This is a genomic window from Citrobacter sp. RHBSTW-00986, from assembly GCF_013783065.1.
Lineage (GTDB): Bacteria > Pseudomonadota > Gammaproteobacteria > Enterobacterales > Enterobacteriaceae > Citrobacter > Citrobacter braakii.
Window position 1 is genome coordinate 295,672 of record NZ_CP056200.1, and the last position, 21,364, is coordinate 317,035.

12 protein-coding genes are annotated in these 21,364 nt (G+C 54.4%); 10 read left to right on the top strand and 2 right to left on the bottom strand.

The features are described from left to right. The first annotated feature begins 205 nt into the window (after positions 1 to 205). From glgB to glgP, 5 genes are read left to right on the top strand one after another with little or no spacing between them, the layout of a single operon-like run. Complete coding sequence (gene glgB, locus HV345_RS01405; RefSeq protein ID WP_181636177.1) at positions 206 to 2,389, top strand: 1,4-alpha-glucan branching enzyme; 2,184 nt, start codon at positions 206 to 208, stop codon at positions 2,387 to 2,389. Beyond that, the gene (gene glgX, locus HV345_RS01410) at positions 2,389 to 4,365 is read left to right on the top strand and encodes a glycogen debranching protein GlgX (RefSeq protein WP_181636178.1); all 1,977 of its coding nucleotides are present in this window, start codon (positions 2,389 to 2,391) and stop codon (positions 4,363 to 4,365) included. Before glgB ends, glgX begins: the two co-directional genes overlap by 1 nt. A gap of 13 nt (positions 4,366 to 4,378) precedes the next feature. Beyond that, positions 4,379 to 5,674, top strand: a complete 1,296-nt coding sequence (gene glgC / locus HV345_RS01415) for a glucose-1-phosphate adenylyltransferase (RefSeq protein ID WP_016154815.1) — start codon at positions 4,379 to 4,381, stop codon at positions 5,672 to 5,674. Continuing rightward, on the top strand, positions 5,674 to 7,107 hold the full coding sequence (gene glgA / locus HV345_RS01420; RefSeq protein WP_016154814.1) for a glycogen synthase GlgA: 1,434 nt from the start codon (positions 5,674 to 5,676) through the stop codon (positions 7,105 to 7,107). Before glgC ends, glgA begins: the two co-directional genes overlap by 1 nt. Before the next feature lie 19 nt (positions 7,108 to 7,126). Then, complete coding sequence (glgP, locus tag HV345_RS01425) at positions 7,127 to 9,574, top strand: glycogen phosphorylase (RefSeq protein WP_016154813.1); 2,448 nt, start codon at positions 7,127 to 7,129, stop codon at positions 9,572 to 9,574. A 104-nt stretch (positions 9,575 to 9,678) separates the two neighbouring features. On the opposite strand, the gene glpD is transcribed toward glgP, so the two are convergent. Beyond that, on the bottom strand, positions 9,679 to 11,187 hold the full coding sequence (gene glpD, locus HV345_RS01430; protein WP_016154812.1) for a glycerol-3-phosphate dehydrogenase: 1,509 nt from the start codon (positions 11,185 to 11,187) through the stop codon (positions 9,679 to 9,681). 198 nt (positions 11,188 to 11,385) lie between these two features. Between glpD and glpE the strand changes: the two genes are divergently transcribed. The 3 genes from glpE (at position 11,386) to HV345_RS01445 (ending at position 13,487) form a co-directional block, all read left to right on the top strand. Beyond that, positions 11,386 to 11,712: a thiosulfate sulfurtransferase GlpE gene (glpE, locus tag HV345_RS01435; protein ID WP_016157651.1), complete on the top strand. Its 327-nt coding sequence runs from the start codon at positions 11,386 to 11,388 to the stop codon at positions 11,710 to 11,712. Positions 11,713 to 11,882: 170 nt separating this feature from the next. Then, positions 11,883 to 12,713 carry a rhomboid family intramembrane serine protease GlpG gene (glpG, locus tag HV345_RS01440; protein ID WP_131380259.1) on the top strand — a complete coding sequence of 277 codons (831 nt, stop codon included), beginning with the start codon at positions 11,883 to 11,885 and terminating at the stop codon, positions 12,711 to 12,713. A 15-nt stretch (positions 12,714 to 12,728) separates the two neighbouring features. After that, a complete protein-coding gene (locus HV345_RS01445; RefSeq protein WP_003023499.1) occupies positions 12,729 to 13,487 on the top strand; it encodes a DeoR/GlpR family transcriptional regulator in 759 nt (252 codons plus the stop codon). A gap of 41 nt (positions 13,488 to 13,528) precedes the next feature. Here HV345_RS01445 and malT read toward each other — a convergent pair whose 3' ends face one another. Further along, positions 13,529 to 16,234, bottom strand: a complete 2,706-nt coding sequence (malT, locus tag HV345_RS01450; protein ID WP_181636179.1) for an HTH-type transcriptional regulator MalT — start codon at positions 16,232 to 16,234, stop codon at positions 13,529 to 13,531. Positions 16,235 to 16,863: 629 nt separating this feature from the next. On the opposite strand from malT, the gene malP reads away from it, so the two are divergent. Both malP and malQ read left to right on the top strand, forming a co-directional pair. After that, positions 16,864 to 19,257, top strand: coding sequence for a maltodextrin phosphorylase (gene malP, locus HV345_RS01455; RefSeq protein WP_181636180.1), 2,394 nt, complete (start codon positions 16,864 to 16,866; stop codon positions 19,255 to 19,257). A gap of 9 nt (positions 19,258 to 19,266) precedes the next feature. Continuing rightward, the gene (gene malQ, locus HV345_RS01460; RefSeq protein WP_181636181.1) at positions 19,267 to 21,354 is read left to right on the top strand and encodes a 4-alpha-glucanotransferase; all 2,088 of its coding nucleotides are present in this window, start codon (positions 19,267 to 19,269) and stop codon (positions 21,352 to 21,354) included. The last annotated feature ends 10 nt before the right edge of the window (positions 21,355 to 21,364 follow it).

A 21,364-nucleotide genomic window follows, 5' to 3' on the forward strand; every position in this document is an offset into this window, starting at 1 on the left:
GTTTCATTTTTTACCAGGAGTAAGATAAAGCATTGGCTATTCTTTAAGGGTGACTTAGTACCGGAGGTATTAAGTTGTTGCCTGAAGGTGGGACGACGCAGAGAGGATGCACAATTGTGCTGCGCCGTTCAGGTCAAAAAAAGTGTCACTACCTGATGTCGAAGATCAGTTGGAAGGCGTGACACCATAAAACAGGATGACAACCATGTCCGTTCGTATCGATAGAGACGTGATTAATGCGCTAATTGCAGGCCATTTTGCGGATCCTTTTTCCGTACTCGGTATGCACCAAACTGACGCTGGACTTGAAGTCCGCGCCCTATTACCTGACGCCACCGAAGTGTGGGTGATCGAACCCAAAACCGGACGCAAAGTCGGCAAGCTGGACTGCCTCGACTCTCGCGGTTTTTTCTGTGCTGTACTTCCCCGCCGTAAAAATTTCTTTCGCTATCAGTTAGCTGTTGTCTGGCATGGACAGGAGAATCTGATTGATGACCCTTATCGTTTTGGCCCGCTGATCCAGGATATGGATGCCTGGCTGTTATCTGAAGGTACGCACCTGCGACCTTACGAAACGCTGGGCGCGCATGCGGATACCATGGATGGCGTAACCGGTACGCGCTTCTCCGTCTGGGCGCCTAACGCTCAACGCGTGTCAGTGGTTGGGCAGTTCAACTACTGGGATGGCCGTCGCCACCCGATGCGCCTGCGTAAAGAAAGCGGTATCTGGGAGCTGTTTATCCCCGGCGCGCAGCATGGTCAACTGTATAAATACGAGATGATCGATGCGAACGGTAAGCTGCGAATCAAAGCGGACCCTTACGCCTTCGAAGCGCAAATGCGCCCGGAAACCGCGTCGCTTATCTGCGGTCTGCCGGAAAAAGTGGTGCAAAGCGAGGAGCGAAAAAAAGCCAACCAGTTTGATGCGCCGATCTCTATCTATGAAGTGCACCTGGGCTCATGGCGTCGTCATACCGATAACAACTTCTGGCTGAGCTACCGCGAACTGGCGGATCAGCTGGTGCCTTACGTCAAGTGGATGGGCTTTACCCATCTCGAACTGTTGCCGATTAATGAGCATCCGTTCGACGGTAGCTGGGGCTACCAACCTACCGGTATGTATGCGCCGACCCGTCGTTTCGGGACGCGTGATGATTTCCGTTATTTTGTGAATGCCGCGCATCAGGCCGGACTGAACGTCATTCTCGACTGGGTGCCGGGCCATTTCCCGTCGGACGACTTTGGTCTGGCTGAGTTTGATGGCACCAATCTGTATGAGCATAGCGACCCGCGCGAAGGGTATCACCAGGACTGGAACACGCTGATCTACAACTACGGTCGCCGTGAAGTCAGTAACTATCTGGTGGGCAATGCCCTGTACTGGATTGAACGTTTTGGTATCGATGCGCTGCGCGTAGATGCCGTGGCGTCGATGATTTATCGCGACTACAGCCGTAAAGAAGGGGAGTGGGTCCCGAACGAATTTGGCGGTCGTGAAAACCTCGAAGCCATTGAGTTTTTACGCAATACCAATCGTATTCTTGGCGAGCAGGTGCCGGGGGCCGTGAGCATGGCGGAAGAGTCCACCGACTTTGCCGGCGTTTCAAGGCCACAGGATATGGGCGGTTTAGGGTTCTGGTATAAGTGGAACCTCGGCTGGATGCACGACACGCTGGACTACATGAAATTGGATCCGGTTCATCGTCAGTTCCATCACGATAAGCTGACCTTCGGCATGCTGTACAACTACACCGAAAACTTTGTCCTGCCGCTGTCGCACGATGAAGTGGTACACGGTAAAAAATCAATTCTCGATCGCATGCCGGGGGACGCATGGCAGAAGTTTGCCAACCTGCGCGCCTACTACGGCTGGATGTGGGCCTTCCCGGGCAAGAAACTGCTGTTTATGGGCAACGAGTTTGCTCAGGGGCGTGAGTGGAACCATGACGCCAGCCTCGACTGGCATCTGCTGGAAGGCGGCGATAACTGGCACCACGCCGTACAGCGTTTGGTGCGCGATCTGAACCTTACCTATCGTCATCACAAAGCGCTGCACGAGCTTGATTTTGACGCCTATGGCTTCGAGTGGCTGGTGGTAGATGACAAAGAACGTTCGGTGCTGGCTTTCGTTCGTCGTGACAAAGTCGGTAATGAAATCATCGTTATCAGCAACTTTACGCCAGTACCTCGCCACGGCTATCGCTTCGGTATCAATCAGCCGGGCAAATGGCGCGAGATCCTCAATACCGATTCGATGCATTATCACGGTAGCAATACCGGTAACGGCGGCGCGGTACACAGCGATGAAATCGCCAGTCATGGTCGTCAGCACTCACTGAGCCTGACGTTGCCACCGCTGGCAACGATCTGGCTGGTGCGGGAGGGATAATGACGCAACTGGCAACCGGCAACGCCACCCCCCATGGTGCAACGTATGACGGCCATGGCGTCAATTTCACCCTCTTTTCGGCCCACGCTGAACGCGTTGAATTATGCGTATTCGATGAGCAAGGCTGCGAACTCCGCTACGACCTGCCGGGGCGTAGCGGCGATGTCTGGCACGGCTATCTGGCCAACGCCTGTCCCGGTCTACGCTATGGCTATCGCGTACATGGTCCGTGGCAACCGCAGCAGGGCCACCGGTTTAATCCGGCGAAACTGCTGCTTGACCCTTGCGCGCGTCGGGTGGATGGCGAGTTAAAAGATAACCCACTGCTGCACGGTGGGCTCAATGAACCGGATCATCATGATAATGCCGCCATCGCGCTGAAGGGCGTGGTGGTGTCCGACCATTATGACTGGGAGGATGATGCCCCGCCGCGCACGCCGTGGGGCAATACCGTAATTTACGAAGCGCATGTTAAAGGGCTGACGTATTTGCATCCTGACCTGCCGGAAGAAATTCGCGGGACCTACAAAGCGCTGGGTCATCCGGTGATGATCGACTATTTCAAGCGCCTCGGCATTACCGCACTGGAGCTGTTACCGGTGGCGCATTTCGCCAGCGAACCGCGGCTTCAGCGACTGGGCCTGTCAAACTACTGGGGCTACAACCCGGTGGCGATGTATGCGCTGCATCCGGCCTATGCCAGCTCGCCGGAGAGTGCGCTTGATGAGTTTCGCGACGCGGTAAAAGCGCTGCATAAAGCGGGTATTGAGGTCATTCTCGACATCGTTTTAAACCACAGCGCCGAGCTGGATCTCGAAGGACCTGTCTTCTCGCTGCGCGGAATTGATAACCGTAGCTATTATTGGATCAGAGATGATGGCGATTACTACAACTGGACCGGTTGTGGGAACACCATCAATCTGAGCCATCCTGGCGTTGTGGAATACGCATGCGAGTGTCTGCGCTACTGGGTTGAAACCTGCCATGTGGATGGTTTTCGTTTTGATTTGGCTTCCGTCATGGGGCGTACGCCTGAGTTTCGTCAGGATGCTCCGCTGTTTACCGCGATCCAAAACTGTCCGCTGCTCTCACGCGCCAAGCTGATTGCGGAACCGTGGGATATTGGTGAAGGCGGGTATCAGGTGGGGAATTTCCCCCCGCCGTTTGCCGAGTGGAACGACCATTTCCGCGATGCGACGCGACGTTTTTGGCTCCAGCGTAATCTCTCGTTGGGCGAGTTTGCCGGACGTTTTGCCGCATCCAGCGACGTGTTTAAACGCCCGGGCCGCAATCCCAGCGCCACGGTCAATCTGGTGACCGCGCATGACGGCTTTACGCTACGCGACTGCGTTTGCTTCACAAATAAGCACAATGAAGCGAATGGTGAGGAAAATCGCGACGGCACTAGCAATAACTACAGTGACAATCATGGTAAAGAAGGATTAGGTGGCTCGCTGGACCTGATTGAGCGGCGGCGCGACAGCATTCATGCGCTGTTAACCACGCTGTTGCTCTCCCAGGGGACGCCGATGCTGCTGGCGGGTGATGAGCATGGTCATAGCCAGCACGGTAATAATAACGCTTACTGCCAGGATAACGCCTTAACCTGGCTGGACTGGCAGCAGGCAAACAGTGGGCTAACCACATTTACCGCCGCGTTGATTCATCTGCGCCGGCAAATACCTGCATTAACAGGCGATTGCTGGTGGGAAGAGGGCGATGGCAATGTTCGTTGGTTGAATAAGTACGCACAACCCTTAAGTGCGGATGAGTGGCATAACGGCCCGAGGCAGATGCAAATCCTGCTTTCAGATCGTTTCCTGATTGCAATAAACGCCACGCTTGAGGTGACAGATATCGTTTTACCTGAAGGGGAATGGCACGCCATTCCCCCATTTGCCGGAGAGGATAATCCGGTGCTTACGGCGGTCTGGCAGGGACCTGCGCACGGACTGTGTGTGTTCCAGAGAAGATAAAAAGGAGTTAGTCATGGTAAGTTTAGAGAAGAACGATCGTGTAATGTTGGCGCGCCAGCTGCCATTAAAATCTGTTGCCCTGATCCTGGCCGGTGGCCGCGGTACTCGCCTGAAAGATTTAACCAATAAGCGTGCCAAGCCTGCCGTGCACTTTGGCGGTAAGTTCCGCATTATCGATTTTGCCTTATCCAACTGTCTTAATTCCGGGATCCGCCGTATCGGCGTGATCACTCAGTACCAGTCACACACGCTGGTGCAGCATATTCAGCGCGGCTGGTCGTTCTTTAGCGAAGAGATGAACGAATTCGTCGATCTGCTGCCTGCCCAGCAGAGGATGCAGGGTGAAAACTGGTATCGCGGTACGGCGGATGCGGTGACCCAAAACCTGGACATCATTCGACGCTATAAAGCGGAATATGTGGTGATCCTCGCGGGCGATCATATTTATAAGCAGGACTACTCACGCATGCTGATCGACCACGTTGAGAAAGGCGCGCGTTGCACGGTGGCCTGTATGCCAGTGCCTATTGAAGAGGCCAGCGCGTTTGGCGTAATGGACGTGGACGACACCGATAAAATTATCGAGTTCGTTGAAAAACCTGCCAACCCGCCAGCGATGCCTAATGATCCGACCAAATCGCTTGCCAGTATGGGGATCTACATCTTCGACGCCGATTATCTGTATGAACTGCTGGCGGAAGATGATCTCGATGAAAAATCCAGTCACGATTTTGGCAAAGACATCATCCCGAAAATCACCGAAGCTGGCATGGCATATGCTCATCCATTCCCATTGTCCTGCGTACAGTCTGACCCGGAATCCGAGCCGTACTGGCGCGATGTGGGAACGCTGGAAGCCTACTGGAAAGCAAACCTCGATCTGGCTTCGGTGACGCCTGAACTGGATATGTACGACCAGGACTGGCCAATCCGTACGCATATGGAATCACTGCCGCCGGCGAAATTTGTTCAGGACCGTTCCGGTAGCCACGGAATGACGCTGAACTCGCTGGTCTCCGGCGGCTGTATTATTTCTGGTTCGGTGGTAGTGCAGTCCGTTCTGTTCCCGCGAGTGCGGGTGAATTCATTCTGTAACATTGATTCGGCAGTGTTGTTACCTGAAGTGTGGGTGGGACGTTCGTGCCGCTTACGTCGTTGCATTATCGACCGCGCCTGCGTTATTCCTGAAGGCATGGTGATTGGTGAAAACGCGGAAGAGGATGCTCGTCGTTTCTACCGTTCAGAGGAAGGTATTGTACTGGTCACGCGTGAAATGCTGCGCAAACTGCAGATCAAACAGGAGCGATAATGCAGGTTTTACACGTTTGTTCAGAGATGTTCCCTTTGTTAAAAACCGGGGGACTGGCGGATGTTATTGGGGCGTTACCCGCAGCGCAAATCGCGGACGGTGTGGATGCCCGCGTGCTGCTCCCGGCGTTTCCTGATATCCGTCGCGGCATTCCCGATGCGCAGGTAGTGACGCGTCGCGATACCTTCGCCGGACGTATTACGCTGTTGTTCGGGCATTTCAACGGTGTGGGCATTTACCTGATTGACGCGCCGCATCTCTATGACCGTCCCGGTAGCCCGTATCACGACACTAACCTGTTTGCATATACCGATAACGTGCTGCGTTTTGCGCTGCTGGGTTGGGTCGGCAGTGAAATGGCCTGTGGCTTTGACCCATTCTGGCGCCCGGATGTGGTGCATGCGCACGACTGGCATGCCGGTCTGGCCCCGGCGTATCTGGCGGCGCGCGGCCATCCGGCGAAATCGGTGTTCACCGTGCACAACCTGGCGTATCAAGGCATGTTTTATGCAAAGCATATGGATGACATCCAATTGCCATGGTCGTTCTTTAACGTGCACGGACTGGAGTTTAACGGGCAGATTTCTTTCCTGAAGGCCGGGTTGTACTACGCCGACCACATTACGGCGGTCAGTCCGACCTACGCGCGGGAAATTACCGAGCCGCAGTTTGCCTACGGCATGGAAGGTCTGTTGCAGCAGCGTCATCGTGAAGGACGTCTTTCCGGTGTGCTGAACGGCGTTGATGAAAAAATCTGGAGCCCGGAAACCGATCTGCTGCTGGCGTCGCGGTATACGCGTGAAACGCTGGAAGAGAAGGCGGAGAACAAACGCCAGCTACAGATCGCGATGGGACTTAAGGTTAACGACAAAGTGCCGTTATTTGCCGTAGTCAGCCGCCTGACCAGTCAGAAAGGGCTGGATCTGGTGCTGGAAGCGCTACCGGGGTTGTTAGAGCAGGGTGGACAACTGGCATTGCTTGGTGCGGGCGATCCGGTTTTACAGGAAGGTTTCCTCGCCGCGGCGGCGGAACATCCTGGACAGGTGGGCGTACAGATTGGCTATCACGAAGCCTTCTCGCACCGCATCATGGGTGGGGCCGACGTTATATTAGTCCCCAGCCGTTTTGAGCCGTGTGGCTTAACGCAGTTGTATGGACTGAAGTACGGCACGCTGCCGCTGGTGCGGCGCACCGGTGGGCTGGCTGATACGGTCTCTGACAGTTCGCTGGAAAACCTGGCGGATGGTATCGCCAGTGGGTTTGTATTTGAAGATAGTAATGCCTGGTCGCTGCTACGCGCGATCCGGCGTGCTTTCGTATTGTGGTCCCGGCCTTCGCTGTGGCGGTTTGTACAACGTCAGGCCATGACCATGGATTTTAGCTGGCAAGTCGCGGCGAAGTCATACCGTGAGCTTTACTATCGTTTGAAATAGATATCCAGGAATCACCTATATGAATGCTCCATTTACTTATGCATCGCCCACACTCAGCGTAGAGGCACTTAAGCATTCTATCGCCTACAAGCTGATGTTCACGATTGGTAAAGACCCGGTCATTGCCAATAAACATGAGTGGCTGAACGCCACGTTGTTCGCGGTGCGCGATCGTCTCGTGGAGCGCTGGCTGCGTTCTAACCGTGCGCAATTATCCCAGGAAACTCGACAGGTTTATTATCTGTCAATGGAGTTTCTGATTGGCCGCACACTTTCCAATGCACTGTTATCTTTGGGTATTTATGACGATGTCAAAAATGCGCTGGAAGGTATGGGGTTGGATCTTGAAGATCTGATCGATGAAGAAAACGACCCTGGTCTTGGCAACGGTGGCCTCGGGCGCCTGGCGGCCTGCTTCCTGGACTCACTGGCAACGTTGGGTCTGCCGGGACGCGGCTACGGTATTCGTTATGACTACGGCATGTTCAAACAGAACATTGTTGATGGCCGACAGAAAGAGTCACCGGACTACTGGCTGGAATACGGTAACCCGTGGGAATTCAAACGCCACAATACGCGCTACAAAGTGCGTTTTGGCGGGCGTATTCAGCAGGAAGGCAAGAAAACGCGCTGGATAGAAACTGAAGAGATCCTCGCGGTAGCCTACGACCAAATTATTCCCGGTTATGACACAGACGCCACCAATACGCTGCGCTTGTGGAATGCCCAGGCCAGTAGCGAAATCAACCTCGGTAAATTTAACCAGGGCGACTACTTTGCGGCGGTGGAAGATAAAAACCACTCCGAGAACGTCTCCCGCGTGCTGTATCCGGATGACTCCACCTATTCCGGACGCGAGCTGCGTTTGCGCCAGGAGTATTTCCTGGTCTCCTCCACGGTGCAGGACATCCTGAACCGTCATTATCAGCTGCACAAAACCTACGACAACCTGGCAGATAAGATCGCCATTCACCTCAACGACACCCATCCGGTACTGTCGATTCCTGAGCTGATGCGTCTACTGATCGATGAGCACAAATTCAGTTGGGATAATGCGTTTGAGGTCTGCTGCCAGGTCTTCTCGTATACCAACCACACCTTGATGAGCGAAGCGCTGGAGACCTGGCCTGTCGATATGCTGGGCAAAATTCTGCCGCGCCATCTGCAAATCATCTTTGAGATTAACGACTACTTCCTGAAGACGTTGCAGGAACAGTATCCGAACGATACCAGTCTGCTGGGACGGACGTCGATTATCGATGAATCCAATGGCCGCCGGGTGCGTATGGCATGGCTCGCAGTGGTGGTGAGCCACAAGGTTAACGGCGTTTCTGAGCTGCACTCCAACCTGATGGTACAGTCGCTGTTTGCTGACTTTGCGAAGATTTTCCCGACTCGCTTCTGTAACGTCACCAACGGCGTGACGCCGCGCCGCTGGCTGGCGCTGGCTAACCCATCGCTCTCTGAGGTACTGGATGAGAACATTGGTCGCACCTGGCGAACCGATCTCAGCCAGCTAAGTGAGCTTGAACAGCACTGCGATTACCCGCTAGTAAATCAGGCGGTGCGCCGTGCGAAGCTGGAGAATAAAAAGCGTCTGGCAACGCTCATTGCCCAGCAGCTTAACGTGGTGGTGAACCCGAAATCGTTGTTTGATGTGCAGATCAAGCGTATTCACGAGTACAAACGCCAGTTGATGAACGTGCTGCATGTGATCACCCGCTACAACCGCATTAAGGCCGATCCTGACGCCGAGTGGGTGCCGCGCGTGAATATCTTCGCCGGTAAAGCGGCTTCGGCCTATTATATGGCGAAGCACATCATTCACCTGATCAACGATGTCGCGAAAGTGATCAACAACGATCCGCAAATTGGTGACAAGCTGAAAGTGGTGTTTATTCCTAACTACAGCGTCAGCCTGGCGCAGGTGATTATTCCTGCTGCCGACCTGTCTGAGCAGATTTCGCTGGCCGGGACCGAAGCCTCTGGTACCAGTAATATGAAGTTTGCCCTCAACGGCGCGCTGACCATTGGGACGCTGGACGGTGCCAACGTCGAGATGCTGGAGCATGTGGGCGCAGAAAATATCTTTATCTTTGGTAATACGGCGGAAGAGGTCGAAGCCTTACGCAGCCAGGGCTACAAGCCGCGTGAGTATTACGAGAAAGACGAAGAGCTGCACCAGGTGCTGACGCAGATTGGCAGCGGTGTATTCAGCCCTGAGGAGCCGGGGCGCTATCGTGACCTGGTTGACTCGCTGATCAACTTTGGCGACCACTATCAGGTTCTGGCGGATTATCGCAGCTACGTTGACTGCCAGGATAAGGTTGACGAACTGTATCGCCACCCGGAAGAGTGGACCACCAAGTCGATGATTAATATCGCCAACATGGGCTACTTCTCGTCGGACAGGACGATCAAAGAGTACGCCGAAAACATCTGGCATATCGACTCGGTGCGGTTGTAACAAGGGCAGGACTATCTGTAGGCCGGGTAAGGCGTTAGCCGCCATCCGGCAAAAGGCCCGGTAGCGCTGACGCTTACCGGGCCTACAGTTTTATATCGAGTGTCTTAAGACGCCAGCGACAGCTGCTGTTTCTCAATGTACTCCGCCAGCCACTGGGTCATGCGCGACTGCTGTTCAGCGTTCAGCCACATACCTTCTTTCGTGCGACGCCACAGCGCATCTTCCGCACGGCGCACCCATTCGTGATCGACCAGATATTTCAGCTCGGCCTCATAGAACTCATGACCGAAGTCTTCACCTAACTCAGCAAGCGAGGTGGCTTCCCCGATAATCCATTCGGTGTTACTGCCGTAGGTGCGCGAATAATGGCGCGCCAGCGACTCGGTCAGGAACGGGTAGCGACGGCGCAGTTTGGCCGCGTAATCTTCACGATCGCCGCCGATGTCACCGCCTGGCAGAATGCACTCTTTTGTCCACGCCGGACCGATTCCCTGATAGTACGACGCCAGTTTTTCCATCGCGTGTTCGGCCAGCTTACGATAGGTCGTCAGCTTACCACCAAAGACCGACAGCAGCGGCGCTTTGCCGTTTTCGTCGTGGATATCCAGCGTGTAATCACGGGTGATAGCCTGCGGCGAGTCGGACTCGTCATCGCACAGCGGACGTACGCCCGAGTAGGTCCAGACGATATCGTCACGGCCCAGCTGTTTCTTAAAGTGCGCGTTGTAGACCTTCAGCAGGTAATTGATTTCACTCTCATCAATTTTTACCGCTTTCGGATCGCCTTTGTATTCGACGTCAGTCGTCCCGATGATCGAGAATTCGTCCATCCATGGGATGACAAACACAATACGTTTATCTTCGTTTTGCAGAATATAAGCTTGCTTCTGGGTATGGACGCGCGGCACCACGATGTGGCTGCCTTTAATCAGACGAATACCGTACGGCGATGGCAGATGCATGCCGTCGTCGAAGAACTCTTTCACCCATGGGCCGGTGGCATTGACCAGACCACGCGCCTGCCAGGTGTGCTTTTTACCGGTATCGATATCTTCAGCTTCAACAATCCACAAACCGTTTTCACGGCGAGCGGAGGTAGCGCGAGTGCGGGTTAACACCTCTCCGCCTTTGCGTACGACCATTTGGGCGTTTGCCAAAACCAGTCGCGCATCGTCTACCCAGCAGTCGGAATATTCGAAACCGCGCACAATCTCAGGTTTCATTACGGAATCTGCGCCAAAACGCAAACCGGTCGAACTCGGCAAACTGGTGCGTTTGCCCAGATGATCGTACATAAACAGACCAATGCGGATCATCCACGCTGGACGCAGGTGCGGGCGATGGGGCAGACGAAAGCGCATCGGGAAGGCGATATGCGGTGCCATTTTCAACAACACCTCACGTTCGGCCAGCGCTTCGCTCACCAGGCGAAATTCGTAGTGTTCCAGGTAGCGCAGGCCACCGTGGATGAGTTTGGAGCTAGCGGAAGAGGTGGCGCAGGCTAAATCCTGCGCTTCCAGCATCAGCACGGATAAACCGCGTCCAGCGGCATCTGCCGCGATACCGGCACCGTTGATGCCTCCACCTATCACAATCAGATCTTTGGTTTCCATGCTGGCCTCTCGCACTTTCGTTATAGCTCATTAATGTTCGTTATCGAGCATAATAGCAAAGAATCGCGCCATTGGTAACATCGGATAAACAATTTACAGTGATACATATAACATTATGGCGTTTAACTGCCGTCGGGACGTACACTAAGAAGTAACATGTCTGAAAAGCGTCACCTGCAATATAAAGAAGAGAGAGCAATGGATCAGTTTGAATGTATTAATGTCGAAGAAGCGCATCAGAAGCTGCACCAGGGGACCGCGGTGTTAGTGGATATCCGCGACCCGCAAAGCTATGCGATGGGTCACGCTCCACAGGCGTTTCATCTGACGAACGACACGCTGGGGTCATTTATGCGCGAGCATGATTTCGACACCGCCGTGTTAGTAATGTGTTATCACGGCAACAGCAGTAAAGGCGCGGCGCAATATCTTCTTCAGCAGGGCTATGACGCGGTTTACAGTGTTGACGGCGGCTTCGACGCCTGGCATCGACATTTTCCGGCAGAAGTGGCATACGGTTCGTAAGACTATACCCAAATTAATTCGAGTTGCATCGCGACGGCGACGCAGCGAATCTCCGGGAGCGTACGAACAGTACGTGACCGGAGTGAGTGAGGAAAGCCAACAAAGATGCAGCTCGAAGTAAGAAGGGTATATATACTGTCCTCTTTTGTGTGGAATAAGCGACAGCAACCATGTTGATGATTACCTCTTTTGCTAACCCCCGCGTGGCGCAGGCATTTGTTGATTATATGGCGACACAGGGCGTTATCCTGACGATTCAACAACATCAGCAAACGGATGTCTGGCTGGCGGATGAGTCCCAGGCTGAGCGCGTGCATGCTGAGCTGGCGCGGTTTCTGGAGAATCCAGGCGATCCGCGTTACCTCGCGGCAAGCTGGCAGTCGGGTCATACCGACAGCGGTCTGCGCTACCAGCGTTATCCGTTCCTGGCCACATTGCGCGAACGCGCAGGCCCGGTAACCTGGGTGGTGATGGCCGCGTGTGTGCTGATCTTTATCGCGATGAACACGCTGGGCGACCAGACCGTGATGCTCTGGCTGGCATGGCCGTTTGACCCTTCGCTGAAATTTGAATTCTGGCGTTATTTCACCCACGCTTTTATGCACTTCTCGCTGATGCATATTCTGTTCAACCTGCTGTGGTGGTGGTATCTCGGTGGTGCGGTAGAAAAGCGTCTGGGCAGCGGAAAACTGATTGTAATTACCGTGATCAGCGCCCTGCTAAGCGGCTACGTTCAGCAGAAATTTAGCGGCCCGTGGTTTGGTGGGCTGTCTGGCGTGGTATATGCGCTGATGGGTTATGTGTGGTTGCGCGGCGAGCGCGATCCACAAAGTGGTATTTTCCTGCAGCGTGGTTTGATTATCTTTGCTTTGATCTGGATTGTTGCCGGCTGGTTTGATGTGTTCGGCATGTCGATGGCGAACGGCGCACATATCGCCGGGCTGGCCGTGGGTCTGGCAATGGCGTTTGCCGATACTATGAATGTACGAAAACGAACGTAATTTCAGGGAACAATAATGAAGCAAACACAACGACATGACGCGATCATCGAGCTGGTAAAGAAACAAGGATACGTCAGTACTGAGGAGCTGGTGGAGCATTTCTCCGTCAGCCCGCAGACGATTCGCCGCGATCTTAACGATCTGGCCGATCAGAACATGATTTTGCGCCATCACGGTGGCGCGGCGCTGCCCTCCAGCTCGGTCAACACCCCGTGGCATGACCGTAAAGCGACACAGACGGCGGAAAAAGAGCGCATTGCCCGCAAAGTTGCCACGCAGATCCCGAACGGTTCTACGTTGTTCATTGATATCGGCACCACGCCGGAAGCGGTGGCTCACGCGCTGCTCAATCACAGCAATTTACGCATTGTGACCAACAACCTCAATGTGGCGAATACGCTGATGGCGAAAGAGGATTTTCGCATCATACTCGCCGGTGGCGAACTGCGTAGCCGCGACGGCGGTATTATGGGCGAAGCGACCCTCGACTTTATTTCTCAGTTCCGCCTGGACTTCGGCATCTTAGGGATTAGCGGTATCGATAGCGATGGCTCCCTGCTGGAGTTTGATTATCACGAAGTTCGCACCAAGCGCGCGATTATTGAGAATTCACGGCATGTGATGCTGGTGGTGGATCACTCGAAGTTTGGGCGTAACGCGATGGTGAATATGGGCAGTATCAGCATGGTGGATGCGGTGTATACCGACACGCTGCCGCCAGCTGGCGTGATGCAGGTTATTGCGGACCATCATATTCAGTTAGAGCTGTGCTAAGTTAATTCCAGGCCTGATAAGCGTAGCGTATCAGGCATTAACTAAACCCCATACCCCATCATTTTCAGCAGTTTCTGCGCATGTTGCACCGCATCCTGGCGGTGTGCGACGCCGAGCTTTTGATACAAATTGCGGATGTGCGTCTTGATGGTCGTTGCCGCGACGGCTAATTCTCCGGCGATCTGCTCGTTGCTGTAGCCCGAATAAATCAGTCCCAGAACCTGCCATTCGCGCTGGGTCAGCGGGCTGGTGCGGATAAGCTCCGGTACTTCCGGGTGAGTAAGCAGACGCTCAACGAACCCTTCATCGAAGTGGGCGAATTTATGGCGGTGATGCTGGTTAATTTCACGCAAAATACGCTGGGCGCGGTGCTGATCGAGTTCCGGTAAGGTATTGAGCTGAATCAGCTGACGCAGTTGCTGCGCCATGGCCTCACCTTCAATGACAAAGTGACTGATAAATCCGGTGCGGTTCGCCAGCTGCAGCGCGTCGAGTAACACGCGCTGTGCGTCATTTTTGCGTCCTGCCTGCCAGTAGAGCTGATTAAGCAGCAGCAGGTTACGGTTCAGATCGCTCATCAGGCGCAGATTGCGCGCATTTTCATTCAACTCTTCCAGCACAATCTCAGCCGGTTCAAACTCGCCCAGCAGGATCTGCGCGCGGGCGATGTTGCGCCACTGGCTTTGCAGAAAGTGGTTATTGGCGAATTCCGGTTTCGGCGTGTGGCGCAGCCAGTTGGCGGCCGAGTTTTTGTCGCCCACCATTTGCCAGTAAATCACCCGTACCTTATCGGCGTTCGAGATCCAGTCACTGTGATAGTGACCGTTACCCAGCAGGTTTTCCAGGCGGTTGAGCAGGCTACGCGCATTATCCAGATCCCCCCGGGCCAGCGAACATTGAATCAGCAGCGCCAGGCACTGTAGCTGTTGCTGCGGCTGGAATGTGGAAAGCAGTTCAATACCCGAGCGGGCAGACGCTTCCGATTCGTCCAGGCGCGCCCATGCCCACAGCAGCTGCGCGCGAATACGCACCAGGAACTCGTGCATCGGCAACTGTTCCAGATGCTGCTCTTTGATCAGCTGAAACGCTTTTTCCTGAGTCTCCCAGGCGGCCTGTAAAAAGCCCTGGGCAAACAAAATTTCGCTTTGCTGGATTAAACTCCACAGTGCGTAATGCCAGACGTCATGGTGGCGCGCCATTTGCTCGGTTTGCTGCATCAACGCCAGAGAACGCGTGAGATCGCCCTTACAGTGCAGGACTTCACCATGTACCGAGGTGGCGACGATACGGCTATAGAACCAGGCGATGGGTAACTCATCCAGCGCCAGCTTTGCCAGGCGCTCGGCTTCGTCAGGATTGCCGTCGTTAATCGCGACCTGCGCACGCAGGGCGTTAAATTCGGCGTGCAGCGTCGGTTCCATGTCGCCTTTCATTTCCTGCTCAGCGCGTGCCAGCAGGGTATTAACCTCGCCGTAGCGGTGCTGGCTTTGCATCAGCCAGGCTTGCAGCAGAACCAGACGCGGATTTTCCAGCAGACTTTCCCACGGCAGGGCTTTCAGCGACTCTTCCAGTAATGTCAGTTCGCTGTGGTTAAACAGTCCCCACGCATGGTTAAGCAGGATATCGCGTAGCATATGCGCGTCGCCTGCCGCCAGCGCGTGGTGGATAGCTTCGCTGGGGAAACCTTGCGCCATCCAGCTTTCAGCGGCGGCGCGGTGTATTTCGGGCAGTTCGCTTGCCAGCTCCCACTGACAGCGCTGGCGTAAAAAGCTGCCAAACAGCGGGTGATAGCTGAACCACTCCCCGACGTCATCCATCCGCTGCAAGAATAATCCCTGGCGCTCAATCTCCTCCAGCCGCATCTGGCCGTTTTTTTCCCCGGTGACCCGGACGATCAGTGCGTCGTTCATTGAGCGCAGAATGGCGCTTTTCAGCAGGAAATGACGGGTGCCGAGGTCGACGCTGTCCAGCACTTCATCAACCAGATAATCGGACAGATGGCTGGCGTTGATCCCGGCGAGGCGGCGTGCGGACTGGTGTGCAGAGTGGTTGTTCTGGCGGGCGGAGAGGGCAATCAGCTGTAACGCCGTGGCCCAGCCAGCAACGTCATCGCACATCCGGCTGCTTTCTGCCGCTTCGATAGGCGAGGACAAACGTCGATCGAAAAATTGTTTGGCTTCCTGGTGGTTAAACGCCAGCTGTTGGCTGCCTATCTCCAGCAACTGATCGCGTACTCGCAGGTTGGCAATACCCAACTGCGGCAGGTTGCGCGACAGCACGACCAGCGTGAGGTTCTCAGGCTGATGACGCAGGAAGAAACGCATCGCTTCGTGAATTGCCGGATTGGAGATGAGATGATAATCATCCACTACCAGGTAGAGCGGGCGGTGCCACTCGGCCAGTTCAATAAATAGCTGCGCAAACAGTGACGTCAGGCTAGCGTATTGGCGCTTTTGCACCATCGCTTCGCTGGTGGTGCAGTGTCCACCGGTTGCCTGCTGGATAGCGGCGATCAGATAGCTGGCAAAGCGCTCTTGCTGATTATCGCCTTCATCCAGAGAGTACCAGCCTAATTCGTTCTTCCCCGCTGCCCATTGTGAAACCAACGTCGTTTTTCCATAACCAGCAGGACTTGTTATCAGGGCAAGCCTGAAATTGTTCGCGCCGGAAAGTTTAGCCAACAGGCGCTCACGAACCACCGTATGGTCGAGTCGAACCGGACGACTTAATTTAGACGGAATCAACATAAGTTAGTCACTTCACTGTGTGAAAATGGGGAAAAATGATTTTTTTTGCGCTTCGTAATTAATAGATATAAGGTCGGCCAGATTAGTGTTTTATGCAAGCTAAGCGGACTTTTTGTGTGTCTGATTTTGCACTATGTCACAAATCTAAACATCTATTACATTAATTGCTTTAAAGAGTCACAACAGGCGTGGCGACTGGATCCGTCGGTATTTTGGCTGAGCCGAAAAATACCTCCCTTTTTATAAGGTTACTCAGTTGCTTAATGTAAAGAGCCGAATTTTGTGGCCGACTTAAAAGTTTTATGTGAATTATCTTATCCACCTTGGATATTTCAGGTTAGAAACTATTTCTCTGTTTACAGATTGTTTCCCATCGTCACCCCTCTATTTGATATTGTCGATTTATCTCTTGTTATTAATGCGTCGTCCGTTGGGCATTACAGGGACGTTATGCCGGACTTACGCGAATTTACGGGCGATAACACCCTCTTTAAGTGGCAGCGATCACACTTTTATGCTCATCCCCGCTCCTCCTCCCTGCCTAATCCGTGCCAGGATGAGGAAGGTCAACAACGAGCCTGGCAAACTAGCGATAACGTTGTTTTATTACCTAAGGATCTGGAACCCCTATGTCACAGCCTACTTTCAACAAAGATCAATTTCAGGCTGCCCTGACGCGTCAGTGGCAGCGCTTCGGTTTACTGTCGGCTCAAGAAATGACGTCGCGCCAGAGGTGGCAGGCAGTGAGTGGGGCGTTGGCTGAGTTACTCAGCGCCCAGCCTGCGGCGAAGCCGGCAAAAAATCAGCGCCATGTTAACTACATCTCGATGGAGTTTTTGATTGGCCGTCTGACCGGCAACAACTTACTCAATCTCGGCTGGTATCAGGCGGTGAGCGATGAGCTGAAAGCGCATGACGTCAACCTGACCGACCTGCTGGAAGAAGAGATCGACCCGGCGCTGGGTAATGGTGGATTGGGGCGCCTGGCGGCCTGCTTCCTTGATTCGATGGCGACAGTCGGTCAATCTGCGACGGGCTATGGTCTCAACTACCAGTACGGCCTGTTCCGTCAGTCATTTGCCGATGGGCAGCAGATGGAAGCCCCGGATGACTGGCATCGCGGCAGCTATCCGTGGTTCCGTCACAACGAGGCACTGGATGTGCAAGTAGGGATTGGCGGCAAGGTCACCAAAGAAGGGCACTGGGAGCCGGGGTTTGTTATCACCGGCCAGGCCTGGGATCTACCGGTTCTCGGCTACCGTAACGGCGTGGCGCAACCGCTGCGTCTGTGGCAGGCCAGCCACGCGCATCCGTTTAACCTGACCAAATTTAATGACGGCGATTTCCTGCGCGCAGAGCAGCAGGGCATCGACGCTGAAAAACTGACCAAAGTGCTGTACCCGAACGACAACCACACCGCGGGTAAAAAGCTGCGCCTGATGCAGCAATACTTCCAGTGCGCTTGCTCCGTAGCTGACATTCTGCGCCGCCATCATCTGGCAGGGCGTAAACTGCATGAGCTGGCTGATTTTGAGGTGATTCAGCTCAACGATACTCACCCGACCATCGCCATCCCTGAGCTACTGCGTGTGCTGATTGATGAGCACCAGATGAGCTGGGACGATGCGTGGGCTATTACCAGTAAGACCTTTGCTTATACCAACCACACTTTGATGCCAGAGGCGCTGGAGTGCTGGGACGAGAAGCTGGTGAAAGCACTACTGCCGCGCCATATGCAAATCATCAAAGAGATTAATGACCGCTTTAAGAAGCTGGTCGATAAAACCTGGCCGGGTGACGCTGAAGTTTGGGCGAAGCTGGCGGTGGTGCACAACAAACAGGTGCGTATGGCCAACATGTGCGTGGTCAGCGGCTTTGCGGTTAACGGCGTGGCGGCGCTGCACTCCGATTTGGTGGTGAAGGATCTGTTCCCGGAATATCATCAGCTCTGGCCGAACAAATTCCATAACGTCACTAACGGGATTACTCCGCGTCGCTGGATTAAGCAGTGCAACCCGGCACTTGCCGCGCTGCTGGATAAATCGCTGAAAAAAGAGTGGGCCAACGACCTCGATCAGTTGATTAACCTGGAAAAATACGCCGACGACGCGAAGTTTCGTCAGCAGTATCGTGACATCAAGCTGGCGAACAAAGCGCGTCTGGTGAAGTTTATTAAAGCGCGTACCGGTATTGAGATAACGACAAACGCTCTCTTTGATATTCAGATTAAACGCCTGCATGAGTACAAGCGTCAGCACCTCAACCTGCTGCATATTCTGGCGTTATACAAAGAAATCCGTGAGAACCCGCAGGCCGATCGCGTGCCGCGCGTATTCCTGTTTGGCGCGAAAGCCGCTCCGGGTTACTACCTGGCGAAAAATATCATCTTCGCCATTAACAAGGTTGCAGAAACCATCAATAACGACCCGCAAGTGGGCGACAAGCTGAAGGTCGTATTCCTGCCGGATTATTGTGTCTCGGCGGCGGAAATGTTGATCCCAGCGGCGGATATCTCTGAGCAAATCTCCACCGCAGGGAAAGAGGCTTCCGGCACCGGTAACATGAAGCTGGCGCTGAACGGTGCGTTAACCGTCGGTACGCTGGATGGCGCAAACGTCGAAATCGCCGAGAAGGTAGGTGACGAGAATATCTTTATCTTTGGTCATACCGTGGAAGAGGTGAAGGCGCTCAAGGCCAAAGGGTACGACCCGGTGAAATGGCGTAAGAAAGATAAAGTGCTGGATGCTGTTCTGAAAGAGCTGGAAAGCGGGAAGTACAGCGACGGCGATAAACATGCCTTCGACCAGATGCTGCACAGTATCGGCAAGCAGGGCGGTGACCCGTATCTGTTAATGGCGGACTTCGCGGCCTATGTTGAAGCCCAGAAGCAGGTTGACGTGTTGTATCGTGACCAGGAAGCCTGGACCCGGGCGGCGATACTGAATACCGCGCGTTGCGGCATGTTCAGTTCGGATCGCTCCATCCGCGATTATCAGACTCGTATCTGGCAGGCGAAACGTTAAGGAATCGCGATGGAAAGCAAACGTCTGGATAATGCCGCGTTGGCGGCGGGGATCAGCCCCAATTACATTAATGCCCACGGTAAACCGCAGTCTATTGGCGTCGAAACCAAGCGGCGTTTGCTTGACGCTATGCATCGCTCCACCGCCACCGCTCAGGTGGCGGTGACCCCGGTGCCGAATGTCATGGTTTATACCGCTGGTAAGAAAATGCCGCTGGCAGTTGAGGGACGCGGAGAGTTTACCTGGCTGCTGACCACCGAAGAGGGCGTGCAGCACAAAGGGCATGCCGTCGGCGGTAAATCGTTCAACCTTCCGGCGAAGCTGCCGGAAGGGTATCACACGATTACCCTCACCCAGGGGGAGTTGCGTACCCATTGCCGCATCATCGTCGCGCCGAAACGCTGCTATGAGCCGCAGGCTCTGTTAGCCGGGCAGAAGCTGTGGGGCGCATGCGTTCAGCTCTATACCCTGCGTTCAGAAAAAAACTGGGGGATTGGCGACTTTGGCGATCTCCGTGCCATGCTGGTGGATGTGGCGCAACGCGGCGGCGCGTTTATCGGCCTGAATCCGATTCACGCGCTGTATCCGGCGAACCCGGAGAGTGCCAGTCCGTACAGCCCGTCGTCACGCCGCTGGTTGAACGTTATTTATATAGATGTGAACGCAGTAGACGATTTTCGCCTGAGTAAAGAGGCGCAGGCCTGGTGGCAGAAACCCGCGACTCAGCAAGCTCTGCAACGCGCGCGTGATACCGAGTGGGTTGATTATTCTGCCGTTACCGCATTGAAGATGACAGCGCTGCGTATGGCATGGAAAAGCTTCTCTGCACGTGACGATGAGCAGATGGCGGCATTTCGCCAGTTTGTGATTCAGGAAGGGGATAGCCTGTACTGGCAGGCGGCCTTTGATGCACTGCATGCGCATCAGGTGAAAGAGGACGCACTGCGCTGGGGCTGGCCGGTGTGGCCGCAAGCTTTCCAGTCGGTGGATTCGCCAGAGGTAAAACGCTTTTGCGAAGAGAATCGTGATGAAGTGGATTTCTACCTGTGGTTGCAGTGGCTGGCGTATACCCAGTTTGCTGATTGCTGGAAAACCAGCCAGGGCTTTGCGATGCCGATTGGATTATATCGCGATCTGGCTGTCGGCGTGGCCGAAGGCGGGGCGGAAACCTGGTGCGACCGCGAGTTGTATTGCCTGAAAGCCTCGGTTGGCGCACCGCCGGATATTCTCGGTCCGCTCGGGCAAAACTGGGGATTGCCGCCGATGGATCCGCATATCATCACGGCACGCGCTTACGAACCGTTTATCGAACTGCTGCGTGCCAATATGCAGAACTGCGGTGCGTTGCGTATCGACCATGTTATGTCGATGCTGCGTCTGTGGTGGATCCCTTACGGCGAAACTGCCGATCACGGCGCCTACGTGCATTATCCGGTCGACGATCTGCTTTCAATTCTGGCGCTGGAAAGTAAACGTCATCACTGCATGGTAATTGGTGAAGATCTGGGGACTGTGCCGGTAGAGATCGTCAGCAAGCTGCGTGACAGCGGCGTGTACTCCTACAAAGTGCTTTATTTTGAGAATGACCATGAGAAAAACTTCCGCGCGCCGAAAGCGTACCCGGAACAATCAATGGCAGTCGCGGCGACGCATGACCTTCCTACGCTTAAAGGTTATTGGGATAGCGGCGATCTGACGCTGGGTAAGGCGCTGGGTCTGTACCCGGATGAAGTCGTGCTGCGTGGGCTGTATCAGGACAGAGAACTGGCGAAACAGGGGCTGCTGGACGCACTGCACAAATACGGGTGCCTGCCAAAACGTGCTGGTCACAAGGCGTCACTGATGTCGATGACGCCGATTCTTAATCGCGGCATGCAACGCTACATCGCTGACAGCAACAGTGCGCTGTTGGGCCTGCAACCGGAAGACTGGCTGGATATGGCTGAGCCGGTCAATATTCCCGGGACCAGCGACCAGTACAAAAACTGGCGGCGTAAGCTCACCGCCACGCTGGAGCAGATGTTTGCTGATGACGGTGTGAACAAGCTGATTAAGGATTTGGATAAGCGCCGAAAAGCGGCCGCGAAGAAGAAGTAATAAAGCCGGG